Source organism: Aerosakkonema funiforme FACHB-1375 (genome assembly GCF_014696265.1).
GTDB classification, from domain to species: domain Bacteria; phylum Cyanobacteriota; class Cyanobacteriia; order Cyanobacteriales; family Aerosakkonemataceae; genus Aerosakkonema; species Aerosakkonema funiforme_A.
In genome coordinates this window covers 59,719-81,063 of the sequence record NZ_JACJPW010000020.1, presented here as the reverse complement: position 1 = coordinate 81,063, position 21,345 = coordinate 59,719, and the positions used below count along the sequence as shown (strand labels likewise).

Genomic DNA, 21,345 nt, shown 5'->3' with positions numbered 1-21,345 from the left:
ATATTCAATTGCATCTAAAATCTAAAAATCTAAAACCTAAAATTAATGATGGGAATGTTGTAGCTGTGCGAGAGTATCGGAGTTAATTCCCATCTCTGCTGCGTAGGGAGCTAAAAATTCACCAGTTGACATTTCTTGCGGGTTTAGGGCCACAATCCGATTCAAGTTATCGGAATTAGCAACTTCTTGCTGACTTTGAATCCAGGCATTAAATTCTTCTGGTGTCTCGACAATCACCTGGGTTTTCATACTGCCATGATAGCCACCGCAGAGTTCGGCACAAATCACTGGGTAGGTGCCAACTAACTTGGGAGTAAATTGCAATTGCGTTGTTCTACCTGGTATTGCATCTTGCTTGATGCGGAATTCGGGTACCCAGAAGGCATGGATCACGTCGTTGGCTGAAATGTTGAGTTTGACATGGTTTCCGGCGGGGACGTGCAGTTCGCCAGATACGACGCCACTATCGGGATAGTTAAAAATCCAGGCAAACTGCAAACCGGTAACCTCAATTTCCAAGTCTGGGACTGGGCTTTGTGCTGGGGTAGCGCCAACGCCTTCTGCAATTTGGGTTGCGGGTTTATCTGTCTGGTTTAAGGTGGCGGCGATCGCAGATCCTGGCATTTTCATCGCTTGCTGCTGTGGCATACCGTGAGCGGCCATCGGGTCTAAGCCGCCCATAGCGTTGTAAACTTCAAAGCTGTAGACTCCAATGACCAGGATAATTATCGCGGGAATTCCTGTCCAGAGTATTTCCAGGGGAACGTTGCCGTGCATCGGCGCTCCATCTGTGGTGTCACCCGGACGCCTGCGAAACTTAACGACGCAATAGATAATTACGCCTTCAACGATGAGAAACAAACCTGTGGAGATGGTCATCATCATATTGAATAACCCATCTACCAAAGATGCTTCTTCTGAGGCTGCTTCTGGCAGTAGGCCATGATTCTGACCGAACCAGAGACTGACGAGGGTCAGTGCTATACCGGCTAGTAGAGTTGAAATGTTACTTGGGATTTTCACGGCGATTTAGGATTTATTGCACAACTGCTTGACTTTCGATCGCGGCTGATGTCAAGAAGCAGGTTGGCCCATCAAGTATTGAAAAGGCTGTCAGCCTTGATTTTAGACAAGCAAGCATTTGTTTTTTAGTATCGATTCCCTTACCAAGGTAAAACAGGGGTCGATAAAGGTGGAGTTTGATAGGCCACTTTTTCAATATTTCTTTGGGATCGCTGCAATTGACAACACAACAATCAAAAGGGGGAAAGGCAAGGGTAATCGGAATGGAAAAATGATTTTAAATTAGCCTTTATTGCTTACGCCTTACCCTTTTCCCTTCTTTGGTAAGCCTATCTGTCAAATAGTGTTTGACGCTATCGATGCTAGCGAACTGGTGATTTTAACGTATGTCCTACATTTGTTACAGCATCTTTTGCCACAATTACGTCTATCAAAATACATAAAGATTTTATAAGTAAAAAATACCTAAAGGTTTTTTGCTTAACCGGATTATGTCGTTACAGTAATACCTAGAGCCATTCATTGCATTGAATGCGATGAATGGCTCAGAATGAGCAGATGCTCATAATTTGCTTAACACGCACAGAAAGTGATTAACCCGAAGGTAGAGCTCATGGCGGACACTGTGTTGCATCAGGATGAAAGCACTTTTGTTGCCACCCCTGTAGATTTTATCCGTCGCTTTGTGTGGAAAATCGCGATCGCCACACTGCTGTTGATGGCAGTAGGCAGCGCCACGCGGGTGATGAATGCCGGGTTGGCTTGCCCTGACTGGCCGTTGTGCTACGGTCAGTTAGTACCCAGCCAGCAGATGAACCTACAGGTGTTCCTGGAGTGGTTTCACCGATTGGATGCGGCTTTAATCGGCGTCAGCGCGATCGCTCTGGTTGGTATCTCGTGGTGGTATCGGCGTCAGTCACCGCCTTGGCTACTTTGGGCCTCTGCGTTCGCCCTCTTTTTGATAATTTTCCAAGGTATCCTTGGGGGACTCACCGTTACCGAACTGCTGCGGTTTGATATTGTCACCGCTCACCTGGGAGCAGCTTTGTTATTTTTCACTACGCTGATAGTGATTGGCGTGGCTCTCTTACCCTACGAAGCCACCGGCACCGTCGGTAACTTAGCGTGGGTAAGCTTAAGCGCCGCAATTTTAGTTTACGTACAATGCCTTTTGGGCGGATTGGTGGCATCTCGCTGGGCGCTGCACCAGTGCTTTGGCGCATCGCAGTTATGTGCTGTGATGAATAGCCACATTGCCGGTGTAGTTCCACCCACTTTGGCAACTTTGGCTGTAGTAATTCTGACATGGCGAACACCGGCAGTACACTCCACTGTCCGATTGCTGGCTAACAGTGCTGGTGTTTTGCTGCTATGTCAAATTGCTCTTGGCGTGGCAACTTTCCGCTTGCACCTCCAGGTAGAACCGCTGACAGTTACTCACCAAGCAGTCGGTGCGGCATTACTGGGATCTTTGGTGGCGCTGACAGTTTTGACGTGGCGCGATGTCTTGAGTACACGTCGTCTTCAGCGATCGCCAGCCTAATCGGGTCATTGGTTAGTAGTTAGTCGTCAGTCGCGTTACTAACTATTAACAACTGACAATTAGCAAAGGACTAACAGAATTCATGCAAGAAATTATTGCTACTGGGGTTTCCCGTCACCATCAAAACTTCAAAGAAGTAATACATAGTTACTATCAGCTGACGAAACCCCGGATTATTCCCCTGCTGCTAATTACAACAGCAGCTAGTATGTGGATGGCATCGGCAGGACGGGTAGATCCGCTGTTATTGCTGGTAACGCTTACAGGTGGTACTCTGGCAGCAGCTGCGGCTCAAACGCTCAACTGCATTTACGATCGCGATATCGATTATGCAATGGAACGTACCCGCCATCGTCCGATTCCTTCCGGCAAGGTGCAATCTCGCGATGCGCTTTTATTTGCAATTATCCTCGCTTCTCTTTCGTTTACCTTATTGGCTGTTTTTGCCAATCTGCTGGCGGCGCTGTTGGCGATGTCTGGCATTGTTTTCTACATGGCAATTTACACCCATTTGCTCAAACGCCACACTACCCAAAATATTGTGATTGGCGGTGCTGCCGGTGCGATTCCTGCTTTGGTGGGATGGGCGGCTGTGACCGGTAGTTTAAGCTGGTCGGCATGGATGTTATTTGCGATCGTCTTTTTGTGGACGCCTCCCCATTTCTGGGCGCTGGCTATGATGATTCGCGATGATTACGCGAAAGTAAACATCCCTATGTTGCCAGTTGTTGTGGGCGAAGTTGCCACTTCTCGCCAAATCTGGATTTATACACTGATAATGGTGGCGTCAACATTTCTGCTGATTTATCCTCTGGGTACGGCAGGTGTTGTTTATGGCTTGTTTGCCATTATCCTGGGCGGAAAGTTTATCCAGAAAGCTTGGGAATTATGGCTCAATCCCAGCGATAAAGATTTGGCGCGATCGCTCTTTAAATACTCAATTATCTACATGATGTTGCTCTGCGGTGGCATTGTTGTTGATAGTTTGCCAGTGACTCATTACCTCACAGCTAGTTTGGCTGAGAATTTGAATTGGGTAATTTAGTTTGAATGGGAACTATCCCTCCCTCTAGCCCCCTCCCCGCAACGGGAAGGGGGTTTGCCTTTAGGGTTTTTAATATGGGGAGCGATCGACTTTTTTAAAGTGTAGTAATGTGGATAAAAAAACAATGGCGCTTGCGCTCACTCAACAGTGCTAACTGACTGACATATTGAAGATATTGCTACTTTTCTACTGGATAGATCTGACCTCGCATTTCGCCATAGAATTCATGTCCCTTGGTGTGAAGATTGAAATAAAGGACTCCCTTTCTAGCCAAAGCTTCCATACCTGCAATGGTATTAACTTGAACAGGAATATTGAGATCGCTGGGGCAACCTTCAGGTAGAGGAAGTGTAGGTCTAGTAGAGAGAGAAGGCGGTGGAAGAGGTTGTTTCACAAAAGTTAGCTTTTCGTTAGTAATAGAAGCAGAGAAGCGACCATTCACAACAGTGTTCTTAAATTCACCAAACTGTGCAAAATTAACAATAATCGGGCCAAGGACATCTGGCGTGCCACAATGGATGTGAAACGCAGTAATATTCGCCGGAGCGATGCCAACTATTTGGACATTAACATTACCAGAACTGAGATTGCGAGGGAAACGGATTCGACCGTAACCTTTGGCTTTAGACCCCGATGCTGGGCCTAGTTCTTGGGCAGGATGCAGATAGGCTTCGTACTCGGTAAATGAGTCGTCTCCAAATCCTTGATTTTGAGCATTAGTGGGCAAACTGAATAGGATGGTAAGCGCAAACAATGCACTTATCAATAAGCCAATAATAATTTTCATTGCGTCCTCGCTTTTTTTCCATTATTCATGCTTATCAGATAGATATCCGGAAGATTTGATGGTAAACCGGGTAAGCGATATGTTAACAAATTGTTGAGAAAGTAAAGGCTATTTTCTGGGCTACGCTGGGAATCCTAGCGCCTAAAATAGCGACGCCGATGTCGATCGCACCGCAAATCCCGCTACAATAAAATTAAAGATTGTTTAGATTTGTAAATTTGGGACAGCTATGGCTCCCGCAGTTTTAATAGAAAAACTCCAGAAGCGTTACGGTAAGGTTGAAGCCGTCAAAGATGTATCCTTTCAGGTAGAACCGGGAGAGATTTTTGGGCTGCTTGGGCCAAATGGTGCGGGCAAAACCACAACAATCAGATGTCTCTGCACTTTGGCGACTCCCGATGCTGGCAAAATTGAGGTATCGGGCATAGATGCGATCGCCAATCCTAAAGCAGCACGCCAAAAGCTAGGTTACGTCGCCCAAGAAGTCGCGCTCGATAAGGTGCTGACCGGTAGAGAACTGCTGCAATTGCAAGCAGCATTATACCACATACCCGGCAAATTGATTGAAGAGCGAATTGATAAAATTATAAATTCGCTGGGTTTGCAGGAATATGCAGACAAAAAGACCGGTACTTACTCCGGCGGTATCCGCAAGCGATTGGATTTGGCGGCGGGGTTGCTGCATCAGCCAGATGTGCTAGTTTTGGACGAACCGACGGTCGGCTTAGATATTGAAAGTCGCGTGGTAATGTGGGATATCCTGCGCCAACTGCGGGATGCGGGGACGACTGTGGTGCTGACAAGTCACTATTTAGAAGAAGTTGACGCGCTAGCTGACAGAGTGGCGATTATCGATAAAGGTGCGGTAATTGCGGCTGGTACGCCTTCTGAGTTAAAAGATAGGGTGGGAGGCGATCGCATCACGCTCCGCATCCGCGAGTTTTCGCCGATCGAAGAAGCAGAGAAAGCCAAACAAATGTTGCAATCTCTGCCATTTGTGCAAGAAGCAATTATTAATAGCGCTCAAGGTAATTCGCTGAATTTGGTTGTGACGCCGCAAAGCGATGCTTTGATAACAATTCAGCAAGCGTTGCAAGCTGCTGGGTTACCTACTTTTGGGATTGCACAATCTCGTCCCAGTTTAGATGACGTTTACCTAGCTGCGACGGGTAGAACGCTAATGGATGCGGAACTTGCAGCAGCTGGTACTCGCGATCCGAAGGCTGAAAAAAAACGCAATATGAGATGAAACAAGCTGGAGGGAATTTTATTACCTCGATTGTGGTTTAGAGCCTATCTGAAAAGTCAGTTTCTGGTAATTTTTACCGCAGATATCCACAGATAAACGCAGATAAACGCAGATAGAGTTAACCTCTAATGATGATTTTTCAGATAGGCTCTTAATGGTTGTTTATTCCTTTAATCCAAAATCCAAAATCCAAAATCCAAAATCGATATGAGCAGTACGATAACTCCTTCTAAACCAAATGTTACTTTGCAGCCAGAAGTTGTGCAGGTAAGTCCGGAACCGAATTTCTTTGGCGAACTTGTGCAGGAAACTTTGGCTTTAACTCGTCGTTTGTTTATTCAGTTGCAGCGGCGTCCTTCCACTTTGATTGCTGGGGTTATTCAACCGCTGATTTGGTTGATTTTGTTTGGGGCGCTGTTTCAAAATGCGCCGCAAGGTTTGTTTGGCAATACTGTAAATTACGGTCAGTTTCTGGCGGCTGGGGTGATTGTTTTTACGGCGTTTAGCGGGGCGCTGAATGCGGGTTTGCCGGTGATGTTCGATCGCGAATTCGGTTTTCTGAATCGCTTATTGGTTGCTCCTCTGGCGACTCGGTATTCGATCGTCTTTGCTTCCGCTATCTTTATCGTTACCCTCAGCGCGATCCAAACAGCAGCTATTATTGCTACCAGTGCTTTTCTGGGCGCGGGTTGGCCCGATCCGTTGGGTTTGGCTGTAATTTCCCTGATTCTCTTGCTGCTGGTATTTGGGGTAACCGGTTTGAGTTTGGGATTGGCTTTTGCTCTGCCCGGTCACATTGAACTGATCGCGGTAATTTTTGTGACTAACTTGCCTTTGTTGTTTGCCAGCACTGCTTTGGCACCGCTATCTTTTATGCCGAAATGGTTGCAGGTGGTGGCTACTCTCAATCCTTTGAGTTATGCGATCGAGCCCATTCGCTACATTTATTTGCACAGCAATTGGGCACTTAATAGTATAGTGATGCAGGCTCCTTGGGGTGCCGTAACATTAGGTGGGGCGCTGCTAGTGCTGCTAGTACTTGACGTGGTGGCATTTTTGACAATTCAACCGTTGTTGCGGCGAACATTTGCTTGAATCGAAAGGAAATTTAAAATGTCCCAAGTCTCAGTTAAAAAATTTACTCCGATCGTTCTGGGGTTATTAGCAGGAACTACCGTAGTTCCTTTTGCGTTTCCTCAAACCACTTTGGCACAAACACTCGATCGCGACCCTTCCCAGGATTTTCAAAGGCAAGAAGATAATAGCTCGTTCTACGGAGGCGGTACAGGTCAGGGCTTCAGTGTGTTTGACTTGATCCACCGAGCTAACTTGGGTCAAAACCGCAGCCCAGAAGAATTCTCCACCGAACAGCGACAAAGCCTCGATGATGCTGCGGAGCAGTTCCGGGCCAAACAGCGAGAACAGCTTCAAATTCCACAAAATCAAGCAGTTCCGGGGAATTCTGCCGCTCCAGTCACCACGCCACCTACCCAATCCAATTAATTCTTAGGGTGGGCATTGCCCACCCTACTTAGCTAGACTCCAATTGCTGCCAGAACATCGCTGGCGTGGGTAGAAGTGTTGACGCTGCTGTCAACGTGGATAATTTTGCCACTCCCGTCGATTACGTAGGTGACGCGCTTGGCATAACCGCCACCATCGACATCGTAAGCTTTGATGATGGCACCATCGGTGTCAGCCAAAAGCGGAAAAGGCAAATTGAATTTTTGGGTAAATTGTTGGTGGGAAGCTTCATCATCTTTGCTGACGCCTAAGACGACAATATCTTTACCTTGGTAGTCTGCGTAGTTATCCCGAAAGCTACAAGCTTGTTTGGTGCAGCCAGGAGTGTCGTCTTTGGGATAAAAGTACAAAACAACCGTTTTACCTGCAAAGTCAGACAGGGAAACGGTGTTGCCTTTGGTATCTTTTGCTGTAAATGCGGGCGCATCTGTACCAACTGATAGAGCCATAGATGCTGTTTCCTTTTAGTTTTAGATTGTTTCCGCTTTGGATTGTAGCTGATGCTCTCGTGATTTTACAGTTAGGGCCGACAGCCCGATCGCAAGCAGTTTGCTCTCCAAGTGAAAAAAGCCTTTATGATAGAAACGAATTAGAATGCTAATTTTTCTACCCCTGCGTAGTTGTCCGGTATCATTTGACGATTATCAATGACTTCTGTTAAGCAATTAAGCGCTAAATCACTTTCTTATCCCAGAAAAACCATACAACGGGCTGAGCGATCGCTACGCTGTTCCCCTTTCCAAATGCCTTTGTTTGTTAAAATGCGCTCTAGAAGCGTAGATTTCCAAGAAATTGTGGGTGTGGCAGGAGAAAAGCTGCAATATACGCGACGCCCGCTATCTGAGTTGGCAACTGAAAATGCGCTGCTGTGGTTAATCGAAGTCGGTGTACTGCGGCGCGAGGTGGATGGACAAGGTATCACGAATAGTTTTCGCCTCACACCGCTGGGACATCAAATTATCGAACAATGGCAAAATCGAGGTGGCATGATACCACCTGCTTCCTTGAGCGATCGCATCTACAATGCCTTAAATCGTTGGTTTCGACTTCCCTTTTAGGGGCGTCGGAGCTAGGGCGTCGGGACTGGGTAAGAGAGAAAAGGGAAAAGGGAATACCGAAAAATATTAATTCTTCCACTCCCCCACTCCCCCACTCCCCCACTCTCCCACTCCCCCACTCTCCCACTCCCTCCTCACCCCTACTCCCTTATGAAAGCCATTATGGTTGTGGGCACTACGTCCCACGCTGGAAAATCTCTTCTCACAGCTGCCATTTGTCGCATTTTAGTGCGACGTGGCTGGCGGGTAGCACCTTTTAAAGGCCAAAATATGGCACTGAATGCCTATGTAACGGCTAACGGTGGAGAAATTGGCCACGCTCAGGCGGTACAAGCTTGGGCTGCCGGGATCTCTCCCATCGTGGAGATGAACCCGATTTTACTCAAGCCGCAAGGCGATATGACCTCGCAAGTGATTATTAAGGGCAAAGCGGTAGGCAGAGCTAACGCCTTGGAATATTACGATCAATATTTTGAGGTGGGCTGGCAAGCTATTACTGAATCTCTACAAGTTTTAGCTTCGGAATTCGATCTAATTGTTTGCGAAGGAGCTGGCAGTCCGGCGGAGATTAACCTCAAGCATCGCGACCTCACTAATATGCGGATAGCTCGCTATCTGAATGCTCCCACATTACTGGTTGTGGATATCGATCGCGGTGGTGCTTTTGCCCACGTTGTCGGTACTTTGGAGTTATTGGAACCGTCAGAACGAGCTTTGATCAAAGGTGTTGTGATTAATAAGTTTCGCGGACAGCGAAGTCTGCTGCAACCCGGTATTCGTTGGTTAGAAGAACGCACAGGTATCCCGGTAGCTGGCGTTATTCCTTGGATTGACCAGCACTTTCCATCTGAAGATTCTCTCGATTTATTTGAACGTCGCTATCGCGGTAGTGGCAAAGACCTGACGATCGCTGTAATTCGCTTGCCCAGAATTTCTAACTTTACCGATTTCGATCCCTTGGAAGCGGAATCTACAGTTAACCTCAAATACATTGGCCCCAAACAAGATTTGGGTCACCCAGATGCGGTAATTATCCCAGGTTCTAAAACGACGATCGCCGATTTAATGATTCTCAAGCAAACCGGTATGGCAGAAGCAATCCAAAACTATGTGGCAGCAGGCGGTACAGTAATGGGAATTTGCGGCGGCTACCAAATGCTGGGTAAAGTTGTCGCCGATCCGGAGGGGATTGAGGGTGCTTCGGAAACTCGTTGCGATGGACTGGGACTTCTACCTGTGAAAACTGTATTTAAGCCACAAAAAATTGCCCGTCAGCGGCAAGTTACATCTAACTATCCCCAACCTGGCTTACCGGTAGTTGGCTACGAAATTCATCAAGGAAACACGCGCACTTTGGATACGGAGGGAACTCAATATTTGTTCGATGACCCCTATTTAGGTATAGTCGATCCGGCTCAATCTGTGTGGGGAACATATCTGCACGGAATTTTTGATAATGGCCCTTGGCGACGCGCTTGGTTAAATTTGTTGCGACAACAACGCGGTCTTTCTGCTTTACCTAACGGCATTCCCAATTATCGGGAACAGCGAGAAGCTTTGTTAGATTCTCTCGCAAGTGCTGTGGAAGCTCACCTAGATTTATCGCCTGTTTTACCTAGTAGTTAGATTACTATATCCGCTCATAACAGAGCAAATCCAAAATCCAAAATCCAAAATTGGATGACTGATGCCCAAAATTCGATTTTTACCTGATAATGTAACTGTTGAAGCTGAGGTGGGAGAACCGCTGTTAGAAGTTGCCGATCGCGCAGGCGTTTTTATTCCCACCGGTTGTTTGATGGGTTCTTGTCACGCCTGCGAAGTGGAACTAGAAAACGGTCATTGTATTCGTGCTTGCATCACAGCAGTTCCACCGGGACGCGAAGAGTTAACCATTAATTTGGTTAGCGATCCGATTTGGTAGATATAGTTGTTCAACCCAGACCCATTCCTTCGTTTTCCGTTACTAATAATTTCCCTTCTCCTTCATAAATCCAAACATAACCCTCACCACCACCTCTACCGAAATGACCTAATTTTCGATAATCTTCGTGAATCCCATTTGTATATCCTTTCACCATGTCATAATCAGCTATTAAAATTTCTCCTCTGTTAAGTGAAATAACTTTCGCTGGTGCAGCTGTGCTGGCTACGACTGTCGCTTTTTGTCCACCCAATGGGGTAATAGCCAGCCTCCACCTACCATCATTAGAACCGAGCATTTGTTTGTATTTTAATCTTTTAGCACCCAGAACTACATTGTCAGAACAAAACTGAAATACACCATCATCAAATTCCCATTGCTCTTTTTCAACTATGTCAATTGATGTGTAGTGCAAGAAATTACCTTTTTGTCTCGGTTCTAGGTAAACTTTACCAATACCTTTATACACAGGTGCATTGAATTCTGTGTCCGTCTTCAAAGATACCCAAATATCTCGCAAACGGTTATCGGTTTTATAAACGCCGTAAGTTAATTGACCGATACACCTGTGCAATGAACCTTTTTGAATTACTACTCCCGAATTTTCCAAGTGAATTTCGACTTGTTGAACAAAGGGAATGCTTTTCGTGGGATGGTGAAGTTTGTTAGTTTCTTTGTTGATATTGTTTTGGAGATACCATAATTCGGTTGGTTCTATAATCTTGACTTCGTGTTTCATAATGTTTCTCCAGTATTGACATTAAATCTAGCCAAGTTTTGAGCGATCGTCAATACTCTCGATTTTATTTACCGCGCAGTTCGGCTGACTTCTCTGGTGTCAGCAGCGCAAGCAAGCACACCATTTTTATAAGTAGGATTGGCTGGGATTTTGCGTTCGTATAAATATTTTTCACACAGAATTGCCACAGTCTTAGCCTTAGTACGAGTACCACCCGGTACGGCGAAGACCCCTCCCACATAGGTATTACCGTAAGGTTCTATTGGTATTGCGTAGCTAAATACTGCGGTAGAACTTCTCTTGACTGAATATTTGTGGAGGTTGGTCTGGGTAACACCAGTGCCGAGTTTTTGAATAGAATCAGCAAAGATGCGCTTTTGCGAATAGTAATCTTGTTGAGCTTCATTGATAGCTTCAACATATTTTATATTTTCTTCATAGTCGTAGACTTGATTCGTATTTGCACCGCACCTTAGTACACCATTATTATAAGTTGGATTGGCAGGTTTTTGCAGGGTATCGCCGGAATAATATTGACACAGAATTACCACAGTCTTAGTCGGATTAGCAACATTATTTGGAACTGCGAAAACGCCTGTCACATAGCCAGTATCGGTTCCTTTTGGTGTGGCATAACTAAATGCTGCGGTAGCACTCCTGTTCGTTGAATATTTATGGAAGTCAGTCTCAGTAATTCCAGTACCCAGTTTTTCAATAGAATCAGCAAAGATGCGCTGCTTGGAATAGTAAGCTTGCTGTGCTTCATTGATTACTTTAATATATTCGTTAATATCTTCGCTTACCCCATAACCATAAGCGTTTATTTGCTTTGTACCAGCACCACAAGCTAACACACCATTTTGATAAATCGGATTTGCCGCTTTCTTATTACCGGGATAATTGGCTTCACAAAAAATAGATATCGTTTTTTTAGTCAAATTTTTAGCAGCATTGGGAATTACGAAAATAGCTCCTACATAGCTGTAGTAGTCAGGTTGCTTAGAGGTGGCATGATGAAAAGCACCTTTAGCAGTAGTACTTACAGAATATTGGTAATTTTCTGTCTCTGTTTTGATTTTAAACCCCAAAGCTTTAAGAGAATTTGCAAAAGTACCATTTTTAGAATAGTGATTTTGCTGCGCTTGGTTCATAGCTTGGGTATAGTTAGATGCAAATACCAAGTCTTGTTGGTGATTAAGTGGAGTCGTGTTTTCACCGCAAGTTATGACATCATCTTGCAATATGGGCTCGGCAGGTTGTGCGGTAGTAGGAGATTTTGTTTCACAGATGACCGCTACTGTTTTCCTATCATCAATAATGGCACCATCGGGTACTAAGAAAACACCCCCAACATAACTTCTTAATGGTTTAGAAGCATCTTCACGAGCTACGCCATAACTAAATACAGCTTTGTCATTTCCACCAATAGAATATTTATAGTTGGTTGTCTGGGTCTTAATACCAATGCCTAAGCTATTCCATGCTGCGGCATCGTTTTTTGTCACAAATTTACCATTTTCTGCGTAATATGCGTGCTGCGCTTTGTTCATTGAGTGAACATATTGTTTCGCTTCAGATTGCGGTGCTTTGTTGCCTGTATGTAAAAAACTAGGCAAAATAATCAAAGCACTAGCAGCACAAATTAGTAGCAGGAAAATGACAATGAGAACTTCAAGGGATGTAAAGCCGCGATCGCCATTTTTATTCAACAGATATTGCAGATACTTAACTCGCAGTTCGATGCTCATACTCAGCCTCCGAAATAAATTGTAATGCTTAGGACGATCGCACTAGGATGAGGCAGCTTTCTTCGCCTACCTATTCCCCATTAAATCACGTGACTATTTGAGATATCGACTGACTTCTTCGAGAACTCATCGACTTCTCATCGACTTTTTAATTTGTGGGAGGAGTTTTTTGGCTGGTATTGCGATCGCAAATAATAGAACGCCGATTCAGTATTTCCCGAAGAGGATGAGAAACCGGGCTTCTTTCGTGACAAACCATCCCCCTGTCCCATTAATTCTTCCCAAAGTGTGACTAGATGGGGATGGGTGCTACTTCACCGTCCAATTTCATACTCAAAAGTTGTCGGCTTCTCACAAATGAGGCTTTTTACTGCTGAATGACTTTATAAATAAAAAATTAAATATTTTTCTCTAATTTAAAAAGTAAAAGCTACAATTTTATTATTTTATACGACAAGACAAATATTTTATTATATTAAATTCAAAAATTCAATTTTTTTATAATTTTTTTATAAACTACCTCTTCTTTTTGTAGTTACAGGCTAGGTAATTACTTCTAGTGGTTGAGTATAATTACGCCTATCGGACGATCTAATTTAAGCAGGCAGTTAGTTATTCTTAGTAAAGAAAAGAAACAGTACTGAATGGGTTTTATGCCGCTATAGCCCATGATTGGACATCAAATAAAAAGCGATGATAGATGTCCTAACAGTGCTTGCTTAACTGCATAAACGGTGTGGAGTTTTTGTCGCTTGCTCCACTTTATTATCGCCAAAGTGAGGAGCGCTCCTCAATAATAGCGGTTTTGGCGATAAACGTTGAGTGTTCTCATAATATCCCATTGTAGCACCCAGACCTTCTTGGCTCAGGTATGACCCAGGAAGGTTTGGCTGCGTTGACAGGGAGAGGGAAATTAACTTGGAATTATTCGTTTTTTCAAAATTTATGAAGATACTCGCTACAGGCAAGGCTCATTTATTATAGGTGCTGGCAAGGGAAATTCTTCGCCTCGTAAATAAGCATCAAACTGTTCTTCAAAGCGACTCCAACTTGTAGCGATCGAACGGTCTAACCTACAGAGAGGAGCTTCGCGAAATAAAGGCATTCGTTCTTGAATTACCTCTTTGATACTTGGGTGTAACTCTTCAAATACATCTGTTTTGCTGCCTGTGTAATTCAAAACTAAAAACCCCGGCTTTCCCTTCATTTTCATCCAAGGTTCCCAAGGGCCCATTCGATAGTAAGATAACGCTACAGATCTGTTTGTGCTAGAGCTAACTGCCACATCGTCAAGCATCTTTGTGGGAAAAATAAATTTATAAGAATCTGATGCTCGGAGATATTTTTCGGGAGAATATTCAGCATATTTAGGATAGCTTGCTAGCTGGTTTGGTAATTTCAAATTGAAATCTAAGGATATATAAGAAATTTCTGGAGCTATATGAGCTATTATTGCTTGGGGAACTTGGAACTCTTGGTAATCGTATGAACGGTGCAAAACATTAAGCTTTTCACCAGTCCAAGGATTTTGCCACGACTTTAAAACTTCACCAGTTTGAGTGTCGAGATAAAGCGTAATTTTCCGACTCACCAATGTCCAACGAGAAGTAGCCTCATCCTTAAGGCAACGTGAGATATCCACCCCCAAAAAATCAAACAAGTGCAGGGGCTCATCATCATCCATAGGTTGGGCATACATGGCACCTGTAGCTTCAAAATAGTGAGTTCTGGCGTCAGTGCTGCAACGTACCTTAACAAACTGCTCATCGGTAATAGTTGATTTGGCTAAGCTCATATTTTCTACCAAAATAACTAGATGTGAGAACTACACTAAAAACTAAGTGAAAAGCGTGCAAAAAACAACTATCTTTAGTTAGAATTGAGAAAAAGCGCAGCATTATCGATAACGGGCGGTTGAAATGGTTGAATCTTCTGTAAAAATTCCGTCAGATGTAACGTTTGAGCAGGCTATTGCTCTGAGTTACTATGTTGTGGAGAAGATGGAAGCAGGTGAAATATCCCCATCAGAGATAGAAACGGTTGTTTCGGAGTTAGCTAAAACTGAAAACGGTGCGAGAGGGTTTTTCGTCACCTACCTGACATCTGAGGCGACTGCGGGAGATAATCCAACAGAGGAAGTGGTGCGGGCATTGCGATCGCATCCGGATACCGTGTCAGAATTATTGGCGAAGAACGTCGCGATGTCTGCCGCAACGGCGCTTAGCCATCGCCGCAACGGTAACGAAGAGATGGCAAAGTCTAGCGAGAGAGTGTGCGATCGCACATCCCATCTGATTAAACTGATCGATATTCCTGAAGTATACTCCTGCTGCCGGGAAATACTCAAAAGTGCCACCAACGAAGCAGGAAAATACAAAAGTTTTCTCGAACGCTGGGGCTACGATAGCGAACAACGACAATTAATCAGTCAGGCACTACAAAAAGTTGTACCTGAGTAAAGGGGCTAGGGGTTAGGGACTAGGGGCTAGGGAAGAAGGAATAAAGAAGGGTAGAATAGCCTACGTCAAAATTTAAAATATAAAATCGAAAAATCGAAAATGACTACTTCTAAAACTTGCCTTAATTACATTAACGGACAGTGGTTGCCAGCCAAATCGGGAGCAACTTTAGAAAGTCGCAATCCAGCGGACTGGCGACAACTCGTAGCGACATTTCCGCGTTCGGAAGCGGCAGATGTAGATGCAGCAGTAGAAGCCGCCCGCAATGCTTATTGTAAATGGCGTCTCGTGCCAGCACCATCGCGTGCCGGCTATATTTATCGGGTGGCAGAGTTATTAATTCAGCACAAAGAAGAACTCGCCCAATTGATGAGTCGGGAAATGGGCAAGCCGATCGCAGAAGCGCGTGGAGATGTACAAGAAGGAATAGACTGCGCCCTTTATTATGCCGGAGAAGGTCGTCGTTTGTTCGGGCAAACAACGCCTTCAGAAATGCCCAACAAATTTGCTATGACTGTGCGGATACCCATCGGAGTCTGCGCCTTAATTACGCCGTGGAATTTTCCCGTTGCCATCCCCTGTTGGAAAGCGCTACCGGCATTAGTATGCGGCAATACAATTATTCTCAAACCTGCCGGAGATACTTCTGCCTGTGCAAGTTTTTTAATCCAAATATTCCACGATGCAGGTTTCCCAGAAGGGGTAGTAAATTTAGTTCACGGCTTTGGTTCGGAAGTAGGAAAAGCTTTAACCGAACATCCCGATATTGACTTGGTATCTTTTACAGGTTCTTCCCAAACAGGTGCAGAAATTGGGGCTACTTGCGGGCGAACTCACAAGCGAGTTTGCTTGGAATTGGGCGGCAAAAATGCCCAAATTGTGATGGATGATGCGGATTTAGAATTAGCTTTGGAAGGTGCTGTTTGGGGAGCATTCGGTACAACCGGTCAGCGCTGTACAGCTACAAGTCGCCTGCTTTTACATCGGGATATCAAAGATAAGTTTACTTCGATGTTCGTAGAGCGGACTGCCAAGTTGCGTCTCGGTGCTGGTATTGACCCGAATACGAATGTTGGGCCTTTGGTGAATGTCGCTCAGCTTCAGCGAGTTAGCGGTTATTTAGAAGTGGCTCATTTTGAGAAAGCAAAGGTGTTAATCGGTGGCAAGATAGCCAATATGGGAGATTTAAAATATGGTTTTTTCTTTGAGCCGACGATTCTGGATAATGTTACTCCAGATATGCGCGTTGCCCGCGAAGAAATTTTCGGCCCTGTCGTATCTTTAATTGAAGTTAATTCCTTTGAAGAAGCGATAAAAATACTCAACGACACGCCTTACGGTTTATCTTCATCGATTTATACTCGCGATGTCAACCGCGCTTTCCAAGCAATGCGCGATATCGAGGCGGGAATTACTTATATTAATGGCCCAACGATTGGTGCGGAAGTGCATTTACCTTTTGGTGGTGTCAAGCAAACGGGTAACGGACATCGGGAGGCGGGGACTGCTGCTTTGGATGTGTTTTCGGAATGGAAGAGTGTTTATGTAGATTTTTCCGGTCGTTTGCAACGCGCTCAAATCGATAATCATTAGGCATCTCCTCCAAAAGAATCTCTCTCGGCAGGCAGGATGCCTACCCCACAAGAATTTTTGGAGATGTTTATTAAATAATTTGTCAGAGGTATTGCGAGATGACGGTATCTCAGTCGGAAAATCCAACCGCCAATCTTTACGATCGCGACTTTTGTTTGTGGGCAGAGGAAACGGCAAAACTTTTGCAGGCTGGGAAATTTGGCCAAATCGATTTGGAACACCTGATCGAAGAAGTTGAAGATATGAGCGGTAGCCAAAAGCGGGCATTGCTAAGTAATTTGCGCGTCCTTTTGATGCACTTATTAAAGTACAAATATCAGTCACAAAAACGTTCCAAAAGTTGGCGTCACACGATCGTAGAACATCGCATTCGCTTGGAAGATGCCTTTGAGGAGAGTCCCAGTCTGAGAGAGTATTTTCTCGAAATTTTTGATAAAGCTTATCAGAAAGCCAGAAAACAAGCTGCTGAGGAAACAGAATTGCCGCTACATACGTTTCCTAACGAGTCGCCTTTTACCCCCGCACAAATTCTTGACGAAAATTTCTTTCCCGAATAATTAAGTTAGTTAAGTTGTAATATAACTTATAAGAGGCATTGCGATATGACGGTATCTCAGTCAAAAAATGAAACTGCCAACCTTTACGATCGCGATTACTATTTATGGACAGAAGAAATTGCTAAAATCTTGCGCCAAGGCAGATTTGCAGATTTAGATGTAAAAAATTTGCTCCTCGAAATTGAAGAGATGGGAAAGCGTGAAAAGCGGGCAGTTGAAAGTAACTTGGTTGTGGTTTTGCTCCACCTACTTAAATACAAATATCAGCCAGAAAAACGTTCTGGTAGTTGGGAGGGAAGTATGCGAGAGCATCGGCGCAGATTAAATCGAGAATTAGACGATAGCCCCAGTTTAAGGCCATATTTAGAAACTATTTTTGATAGCTGCTACCAAAACGCCAGAGAGCAAGCAAAAGATGAAACAAGACTGCCAGTTGAAACCTTTCCTGTGAATTCTCCATTTACTCTTGAAGAGAGCCTGAATCCGGATTTTTTACCCGAAGCTGAGGATTAATCTTATGGCGGTAAGCTATAAAAATAGCAATGTTAGCAACCTATACGATCGCGACTTTTACTTATGGATTGAAGAAACTGCTAGGTTACTGCGCGAGGGCAAGTTTTCTGAGCTAGATACTGAAAATTTAATCGATGAAATTGAGAGTTTAGGCAGATGGAAAAAACGGGAATTAGATGAGAGTCTTTTGGCCGTTATGCAGCATTTATTAAAGTACCAATACTTTCCTAAACAGCGTCTTGATGAATGGCGTGCTACGATTACAGAACATCGCATCCGCCTGGAGCAAATTTTGGCAAGCAGCCCTAGTTTAAGTTCGTTATTGCTAGAAGAATTTGCTCAAACCTATCAAGACGCTAAGAAAATTGTTGAGATGGAGATGGAATTAACTTCAGATACTTTACCTAGCGAATCGCCTTTTACCCCCGCACAAACCCTTGACGAAAATTTATTTCCCGATTAAAAATTGCCGATCGCATGGCTAAAATTAATTCTCATCTTCGTTCAGTCTACAACGCCCTTCTGTCTGGCACTCAAGGCGCTGGTGGCGCTGAGCTACAATTGTTGCTAAGTCGGGTCTTCCGGTCAATTTAAGCCGCCAGTCAGCCCAAATTCCATACAGCCGATCGACGATCGCACCAATAATGGGCCACCCGGTCGCCGCATAAATCCATCCCATCCCCAAAATCTCGTAGACGCGACGAAAAACTTCCACATTTTTGATGACAGTACCGTCGGGAAGTACAGCATGAATTCGTCCCATCGCCGTTTCAAAGTCCACGCCGCCATGTTCTTCCGGGGTGTAGCTGCTGTCGGCGATGTCGGTAAACTTTACCAGACCTCGACCCGCGTCTTGTTTCTGCAAGAAATTGACTTCTCTCACGCACAACGGACATTCTCCGTCGTACAGCAGCTCGATTTGCCAGGATGGAGAGGATTGAGATGGGGTCGCGACTGGAACGGATTCGGGAAACTGGGTTTTTGGCGAGGACATAGGCATTAATCAATTTATTCCTCAAGCGAGGAGAAACAGATACAACTAACTATTTTACAAAACTTAACACTATTTTGGTTGTGTCGATCGCCTTCAGTTAATTAAATTTTAAATTTCGGATCGGGGAATTATAGATATGGAAACAGAAGTTACAGACAAAAGCGATAAATCGTTGATTCTCTTATCCAAAAATGTTGAGTGAAAATGCTTACTATTTCAACCGATCGTACTTTACCCCGCATTCCGCGTCTTGTCACCCCGTTACCTGGGCCACGCGCTCGCGCTTTGGTGGAACGCGATCGCGCCGTCACTTCCCCATCCTACACCCGTGGTTACCCGTTAGTAGCCGATCGCGGGGAAGGTTGTATGTTAGAGGATGTGGATGGCAATGTGTTTTTAGATTTAACCGCCGGAATTGCTGTTACGAATACCGGACACGCGCACCCAGAAGTTGTACGTGCAATTCAAGCACAATCGGCCAATCTTATTCATATGTCGGGTACTGATTTTTACTACGAACCGATGGTAGAATTGGCAGAAAAATTGGCAGCGCGTGCGCCTTTTCCTAATAGTGCGAAAGTATTTTTTACTAACTCTGGTGCTGAATCGAACGAAGGGGCGATTAAATTAGCTCGATATTATACCGGACGCTCCTTAATAGTAGCCTTTTTGGGAGCATTTCACGGACGTACATATGGGGCAATGTCTCTCACCGGTTCCAAAGTTGTGCAGCGCAAAAATTTCGGCCCTTTGTTACCTGGTGTAACTCATATTCCTTACGGCACTCACGAAAGTTTAGATTATCTGGAACATCAGCTTTTTACTACTGTTTTACCAGCTACAGAAATTGCGGCAATTGTGGTAGAACCGATTCAAGGAGAAGGCGGTTATATTGTGCCGGAAGATGGCTTTTTAGAGAGGATTAGAAAAATATGCGATCGCTACAATATTCTCATGGTAGTGGATGAAGTGCAATCGGGCATGGGTCGCACCGGGAAATTATTTGCGATCGAACATTGGGGAGTAATGCCGGATATCATTACTTTAGCCAAAGGTATCGCCAGCGGTTTGCCATTAGGTGCAATTTTAGCGCGACCCGAATTAATGACATGGCCTCCCGGTTCTCACGCTACCACATTTGGCGGCAATCCGGTTGCTTGTGCAGCTGCTAACGTTACCTTGCGATTGTTGGAAACCGAACTGATGGATAATGCCAGCAGAATGGGAGAGTTATTGCAAGCAGGTTTAACTCAATTATCGCAGCGTTTTAAGCGAGTTTCGCCGCCCAGAGGAAAAGGTTTGATGGTGGCGATCGATCTCCTTGATGAGGAAGGTAACCTAGATGCCAAATTAAGAGATAAAATTGTAGATGATGCTTTCTACAAAGGCTTGTTGCTGTTAGGTTGCGGAAAAGCGGCGATTCGTTTTTGTCCGCCTTTAGTTATCGACAGCAACCAAATTCAGGTTGCTTTGCAGATTCTCGCCGACTTGTTGGCAGAGATCTAATTTAAACGCAAAGGAACGCAGAGGTAATCGCAAAGTGCGCCAAGAAGAGGTGAAGGATAAGAGCAAAATTTAGCGATACCAATACTCTGCGTTCCTCTGCGTTTACCTTTGCGTTCCTTTGCGTTGAAAATTTACTTTTAATCATATGTCAAATATTGAAGTTACTCGCAATTTGTGGCATAAACTCTGGGAAAAATATAGCGCTAGAGTCAGTTACGCAAAAGTTTACCAGCAGATGATAACCGAAGCGGGCGGTGTTGTGGCAAATGACCACATTGCTTTTCGTTCTTTGGGTCTGAATGTTAATGGTGTTAACTTGGGAATTCCTTATTTAGAACGCATTGTGGAAAGCTTGGGGTATTCGGCGGCGGGGGAATATGTTTTTGCCGATAAGCATTTGTATGCGCGTCACTATCGCCATCCGGAACAAGAGGAATTTGATTTGCCGAAATTGTTTATCAGCGAGTTGATTGTGGATGAGTTACCGGATGAAATATCACAACAAATCTATCAAACAGTTAGCTCAATTAATTCTAGCATTTATCCGAACTTATCCGAGCTAGAAAAAGCAGATGTTGAGCTAATTGTAAATGAATTGGAAAATGTGTTCGATCGCCCTTGGCAACCACCTGTGCGATCGAGCGTGGAAGCAGTAAATAAAGTAACTCAGTATGGTGCTTGGGTACTCCTGCACGGATACGCGGTCAACCACTTTACCGGCTATGTCAACCGTCAGAACACAGATAGATACCCGGATATTGAAACTACTGTCCGTGGTTTATCAGAACGCGGCGTACCGATGAAAGCCGAGATTGAAGGCACTCTTGAAATAGGTTTGCGTCAGACCGCAACTCAAGCTGTAACCGAAATGGTGACTGTGCGAGATGATACCAGTGGTGAATTGATAAGCATTCCTTGGACTTATGCTTATTATGAAATTGCCGAGCGTTTTTTGGTAGAAATTGGTTCCGGACAGAAGGTGCTTTTTGATGCTTTTCAAGGAAATAATGCCACACATTTGTTTGAAATGACCAAACTAAGCCGAGGGACTAGGGGCTAGGGAAGAGGGAAAAGGGTTACGGA

The 21,345-nt window shown here is 44.6% G+C and carries 22 protein-coding genes; 15 read left to right on the top strand and 7 right to left on the bottom strand.

Features of this window, described 5'->3' with window-relative positions; translation table 11 throughout:
- Positions 1–42 precede the first annotated feature (42 nt).
- Entirely contained in the window at positions 43–1,023 is a 981-nt protein-coding gene (locus tag H6G03_RS10220; RefSeq protein ID WP_190464258.1) for a cytochrome c oxidase subunit II, read from the bottom strand.
- Positions 1,024–1,636: 613 nt separating this feature from the next.
- On the opposite strand from H6G03_RS10220, the gene H6G03_RS10215 reads away from it, so the two are divergent.
- Positions 1,637–2,566 (top strand): COX15/CtaA family protein, encoded by a 930-nt coding sequence (locus H6G03_RS10215; protein ID WP_190464256.1) that lies wholly within the window; start codon positions 1,637–1,639, stop codon positions 2,564–2,566.
- Between the two features lie 91 nt (positions 2,567–2,657).
- Positions 2,658–3,611 carry a heme o synthase gene (locus H6G03_RS10210; RefSeq protein WP_190464272.1) on the top strand — a complete coding sequence of 318 codons (954 nt, stop codon included), beginning with the start codon at positions 2,658–2,660 and terminating at the stop codon, positions 3,609–3,611.
- 178 nt (positions 3,612–3,789) lie between these two features.
- Here the strand turns inward: H6G03_RS10210 and H6G03_RS10205 are convergent, their stop codons facing one another.
- Entirely contained in the window at positions 3,790–4,398 is a 609-nt protein-coding gene (locus H6G03_RS10205; protein WP_190464254.1) for a CHRD domain-containing protein, read from the bottom strand.
- Positions 4,399–4,627: 229 nt separating this feature from the next.
- Here H6G03_RS10205 and H6G03_RS10200 point away from each other — a divergent pair, with 229 nt between their 5' ends.
- From H6G03_RS10200 to H6G03_RS10190, 3 genes are all read left to right on the top strand, one after another.
- Positions 4,628–5,647 (top strand): ABC transporter ATP-binding protein, encoded by a 1,020-nt coding sequence (locus tag H6G03_RS10200; protein ID WP_190464253.1) that lies wholly within the window; start codon positions 4,628–4,630, stop codon positions 5,645–5,647.
- 207 nt (positions 5,648–5,854) lie between these two features.
- Positions 5,855–6,742 (top strand): ABC transporter permease, encoded by an 888-nt coding sequence (locus H6G03_RS10195; RefSeq protein ID WP_190464246.1) that lies wholly within the window; start codon positions 5,855–5,857, stop codon positions 6,740–6,742.
- An 18-nt stretch (positions 6,743–6,760) separates the two neighbouring features.
- The gene (locus H6G03_RS10190) at positions 6,761–7,150 is read left to right on the top strand and encodes a hypothetical protein (RefSeq protein WP_190464244.1); all 390 of its coding nucleotides are present in this window, start codon (positions 6,761–6,763) and stop codon (positions 7,148–7,150) included.
- Positions 7,151–7,182: 32 nt separating this feature from the next.
- Here the strand turns inward: H6G03_RS10190 and H6G03_RS10185 are convergent, their stop codons facing one another.
- Positions 7,183–7,620 (bottom strand): peroxiredoxin, encoded by a 438-nt coding sequence (locus tag H6G03_RS10185; RefSeq protein ID WP_190464242.1) that lies wholly within the window; start codon positions 7,618–7,620, stop codon positions 7,183–7,185.
- Between the two features lie 198 nt (positions 7,621–7,818).
- Here H6G03_RS10185 and H6G03_RS10180 point away from each other — a divergent pair, with 198 nt between their 5' ends.
- From H6G03_RS10180 to H6G03_RS10170, 3 genes are all read left to right on the top strand, one after another.
- Positions 7,819–8,229 carry an Npun_F0494 family protein gene (locus tag H6G03_RS10180; RefSeq protein ID WP_190464240.1) on the top strand — a complete coding sequence of 137 codons (411 nt, stop codon included), beginning with the start codon at positions 7,819–7,821 and terminating at the stop codon, positions 8,227–8,229.
- A gap of 150 nt (positions 8,230–8,379) precedes the next feature.
- On the top strand, positions 8,380–9,855 hold the full coding sequence (cobQ, locus tag H6G03_RS10175; RefSeq protein WP_190464238.1) for a cobyric acid synthase CobQ: 1,476 nt from the start codon (positions 8,380–8,382) through the stop codon (positions 9,853–9,855).
- Positions 9,856–9,916: 61 nt separating this feature from the next.
- Positions 9,917–10,153 carry a 2Fe-2S iron-sulfur cluster-binding protein gene (locus tag H6G03_RS10170; RefSeq protein WP_199315237.1) on the top strand — a complete coding sequence of 79 codons (237 nt, stop codon included), beginning with the start codon at positions 9,917–9,919 and terminating at the stop codon, positions 10,151–10,153.
- Positions 10,154–10,163: 10 nt separating this feature from the next.
- On the opposite strand, the gene H6G03_RS10165 is transcribed toward H6G03_RS10170, so the two are convergent.
- The 3 genes from H6G03_RS10165 to H6G03_RS10155 form a co-directional block, all read right to left on the bottom strand.
- Positions 10,164–10,892: an AIM24 family protein gene (locus H6G03_RS10165; protein ID WP_190464236.1), complete on the bottom strand. Its 729-nt coding sequence runs from the start codon at positions 10,890–10,892 to the stop codon at positions 10,164–10,166.
- A 68-nt stretch (positions 10,893–10,960) separates the two neighbouring features.
- Positions 10,961–12,640 carry a type IV pilin-like G/H family protein gene (locus H6G03_RS10160; RefSeq protein ID WP_190464234.1) on the bottom strand — a complete coding sequence of 560 codons (1,680 nt, stop codon included), beginning with the start codon at positions 12,638–12,640 and terminating at the stop codon, positions 10,961–10,963.
- Between the two features lie 958 nt (positions 12,641–13,598).
- Entirely contained in the window at positions 13,599–14,435 is an 837-nt protein-coding gene (locus H6G03_RS10155) for a DUF1838 family protein (RefSeq protein WP_190464232.1), read from the bottom strand.
- A 124-nt stretch (positions 14,436–14,559) separates the two neighbouring features.
- Between H6G03_RS10155 and H6G03_RS10150 the strand changes: the two genes are divergently transcribed.
- The 5 genes from H6G03_RS10150 (at position 14,560) to H6G03_RS10130 (ending at position 18,225) form a co-directional block, all read left to right on the top strand.
- Complete coding sequence (locus tag H6G03_RS10150) at positions 14,560–15,099, top strand: hypothetical protein (RefSeq protein WP_190464230.1); 540 nt, start codon at positions 14,560–14,562, stop codon at positions 15,097–15,099.
- Positions 15,100–15,198: 99 nt separating this feature from the next.
- A complete protein-coding gene (locus tag H6G03_RS10145) occupies positions 15,199–16,692 on the top strand; it encodes an aldehyde dehydrogenase family protein (RefSeq protein WP_190464228.1) in 1,494 nt (497 codons plus the stop codon).
- 98 nt (positions 16,693–16,790) lie between these two features.
- Entirely contained in the window at positions 16,791–17,249 is a 459-nt protein-coding gene (locus H6G03_RS10140; RefSeq protein WP_190464227.1) for a DUF29 domain-containing protein, read from the top strand.
- Between the two features lie 45 nt (positions 17,250–17,294).
- The gene (locus tag H6G03_RS10135) at positions 17,295–17,762 is read left to right on the top strand and encodes a DUF29 domain-containing protein (protein ID WP_190464226.1); all 468 of its coding nucleotides are present in this window, start codon (positions 17,295–17,297) and stop codon (positions 17,760–17,762) included.
- A 4-nt stretch (positions 17,763–17,766) separates the two neighbouring features.
- Entirely contained in the window at positions 17,767–18,225 is a 459-nt protein-coding gene (locus H6G03_RS10130; RefSeq protein ID WP_190464225.1) for a DUF29 domain-containing protein, read from the top strand.
- Positions 18,226–18,249: 24 nt separating this feature from the next.
- Here the strand turns inward: H6G03_RS10130 and H6G03_RS10125 are convergent, their stop codons facing one another.
- On the bottom strand, positions 18,250–18,756 hold the full coding sequence (locus H6G03_RS10125) for a thiol-disulfide oxidoreductase DCC family protein (RefSeq protein WP_190464224.1): 507 nt from the start codon (positions 18,754–18,756) through the stop codon (positions 18,250–18,252).
- A 204-nt stretch (positions 18,757–18,960) separates the two neighbouring features.
- Here H6G03_RS10125 and H6G03_RS10120 point away from each other — a divergent pair, with 204 nt between their 5' ends.
- Positions 18,961–20,262, top strand: a complete 1,302-nt coding sequence (locus H6G03_RS10120; protein ID WP_190464223.1) for an acetyl ornithine aminotransferase family protein — start codon at positions 18,961–18,963, stop codon at positions 20,260–20,262.
- A 145-nt stretch (positions 20,263–20,407) separates the two neighbouring features.
- On the top strand, positions 20,408–21,322 hold the full coding sequence (locus tag H6G03_RS10115; protein WP_190464222.1) for a DUF1338 domain-containing protein: 915 nt from the start codon (positions 20,408–20,410) through the stop codon (positions 21,320–21,322).
- Positions 21,323–21,345: the final 23 nt, after the last annotated feature.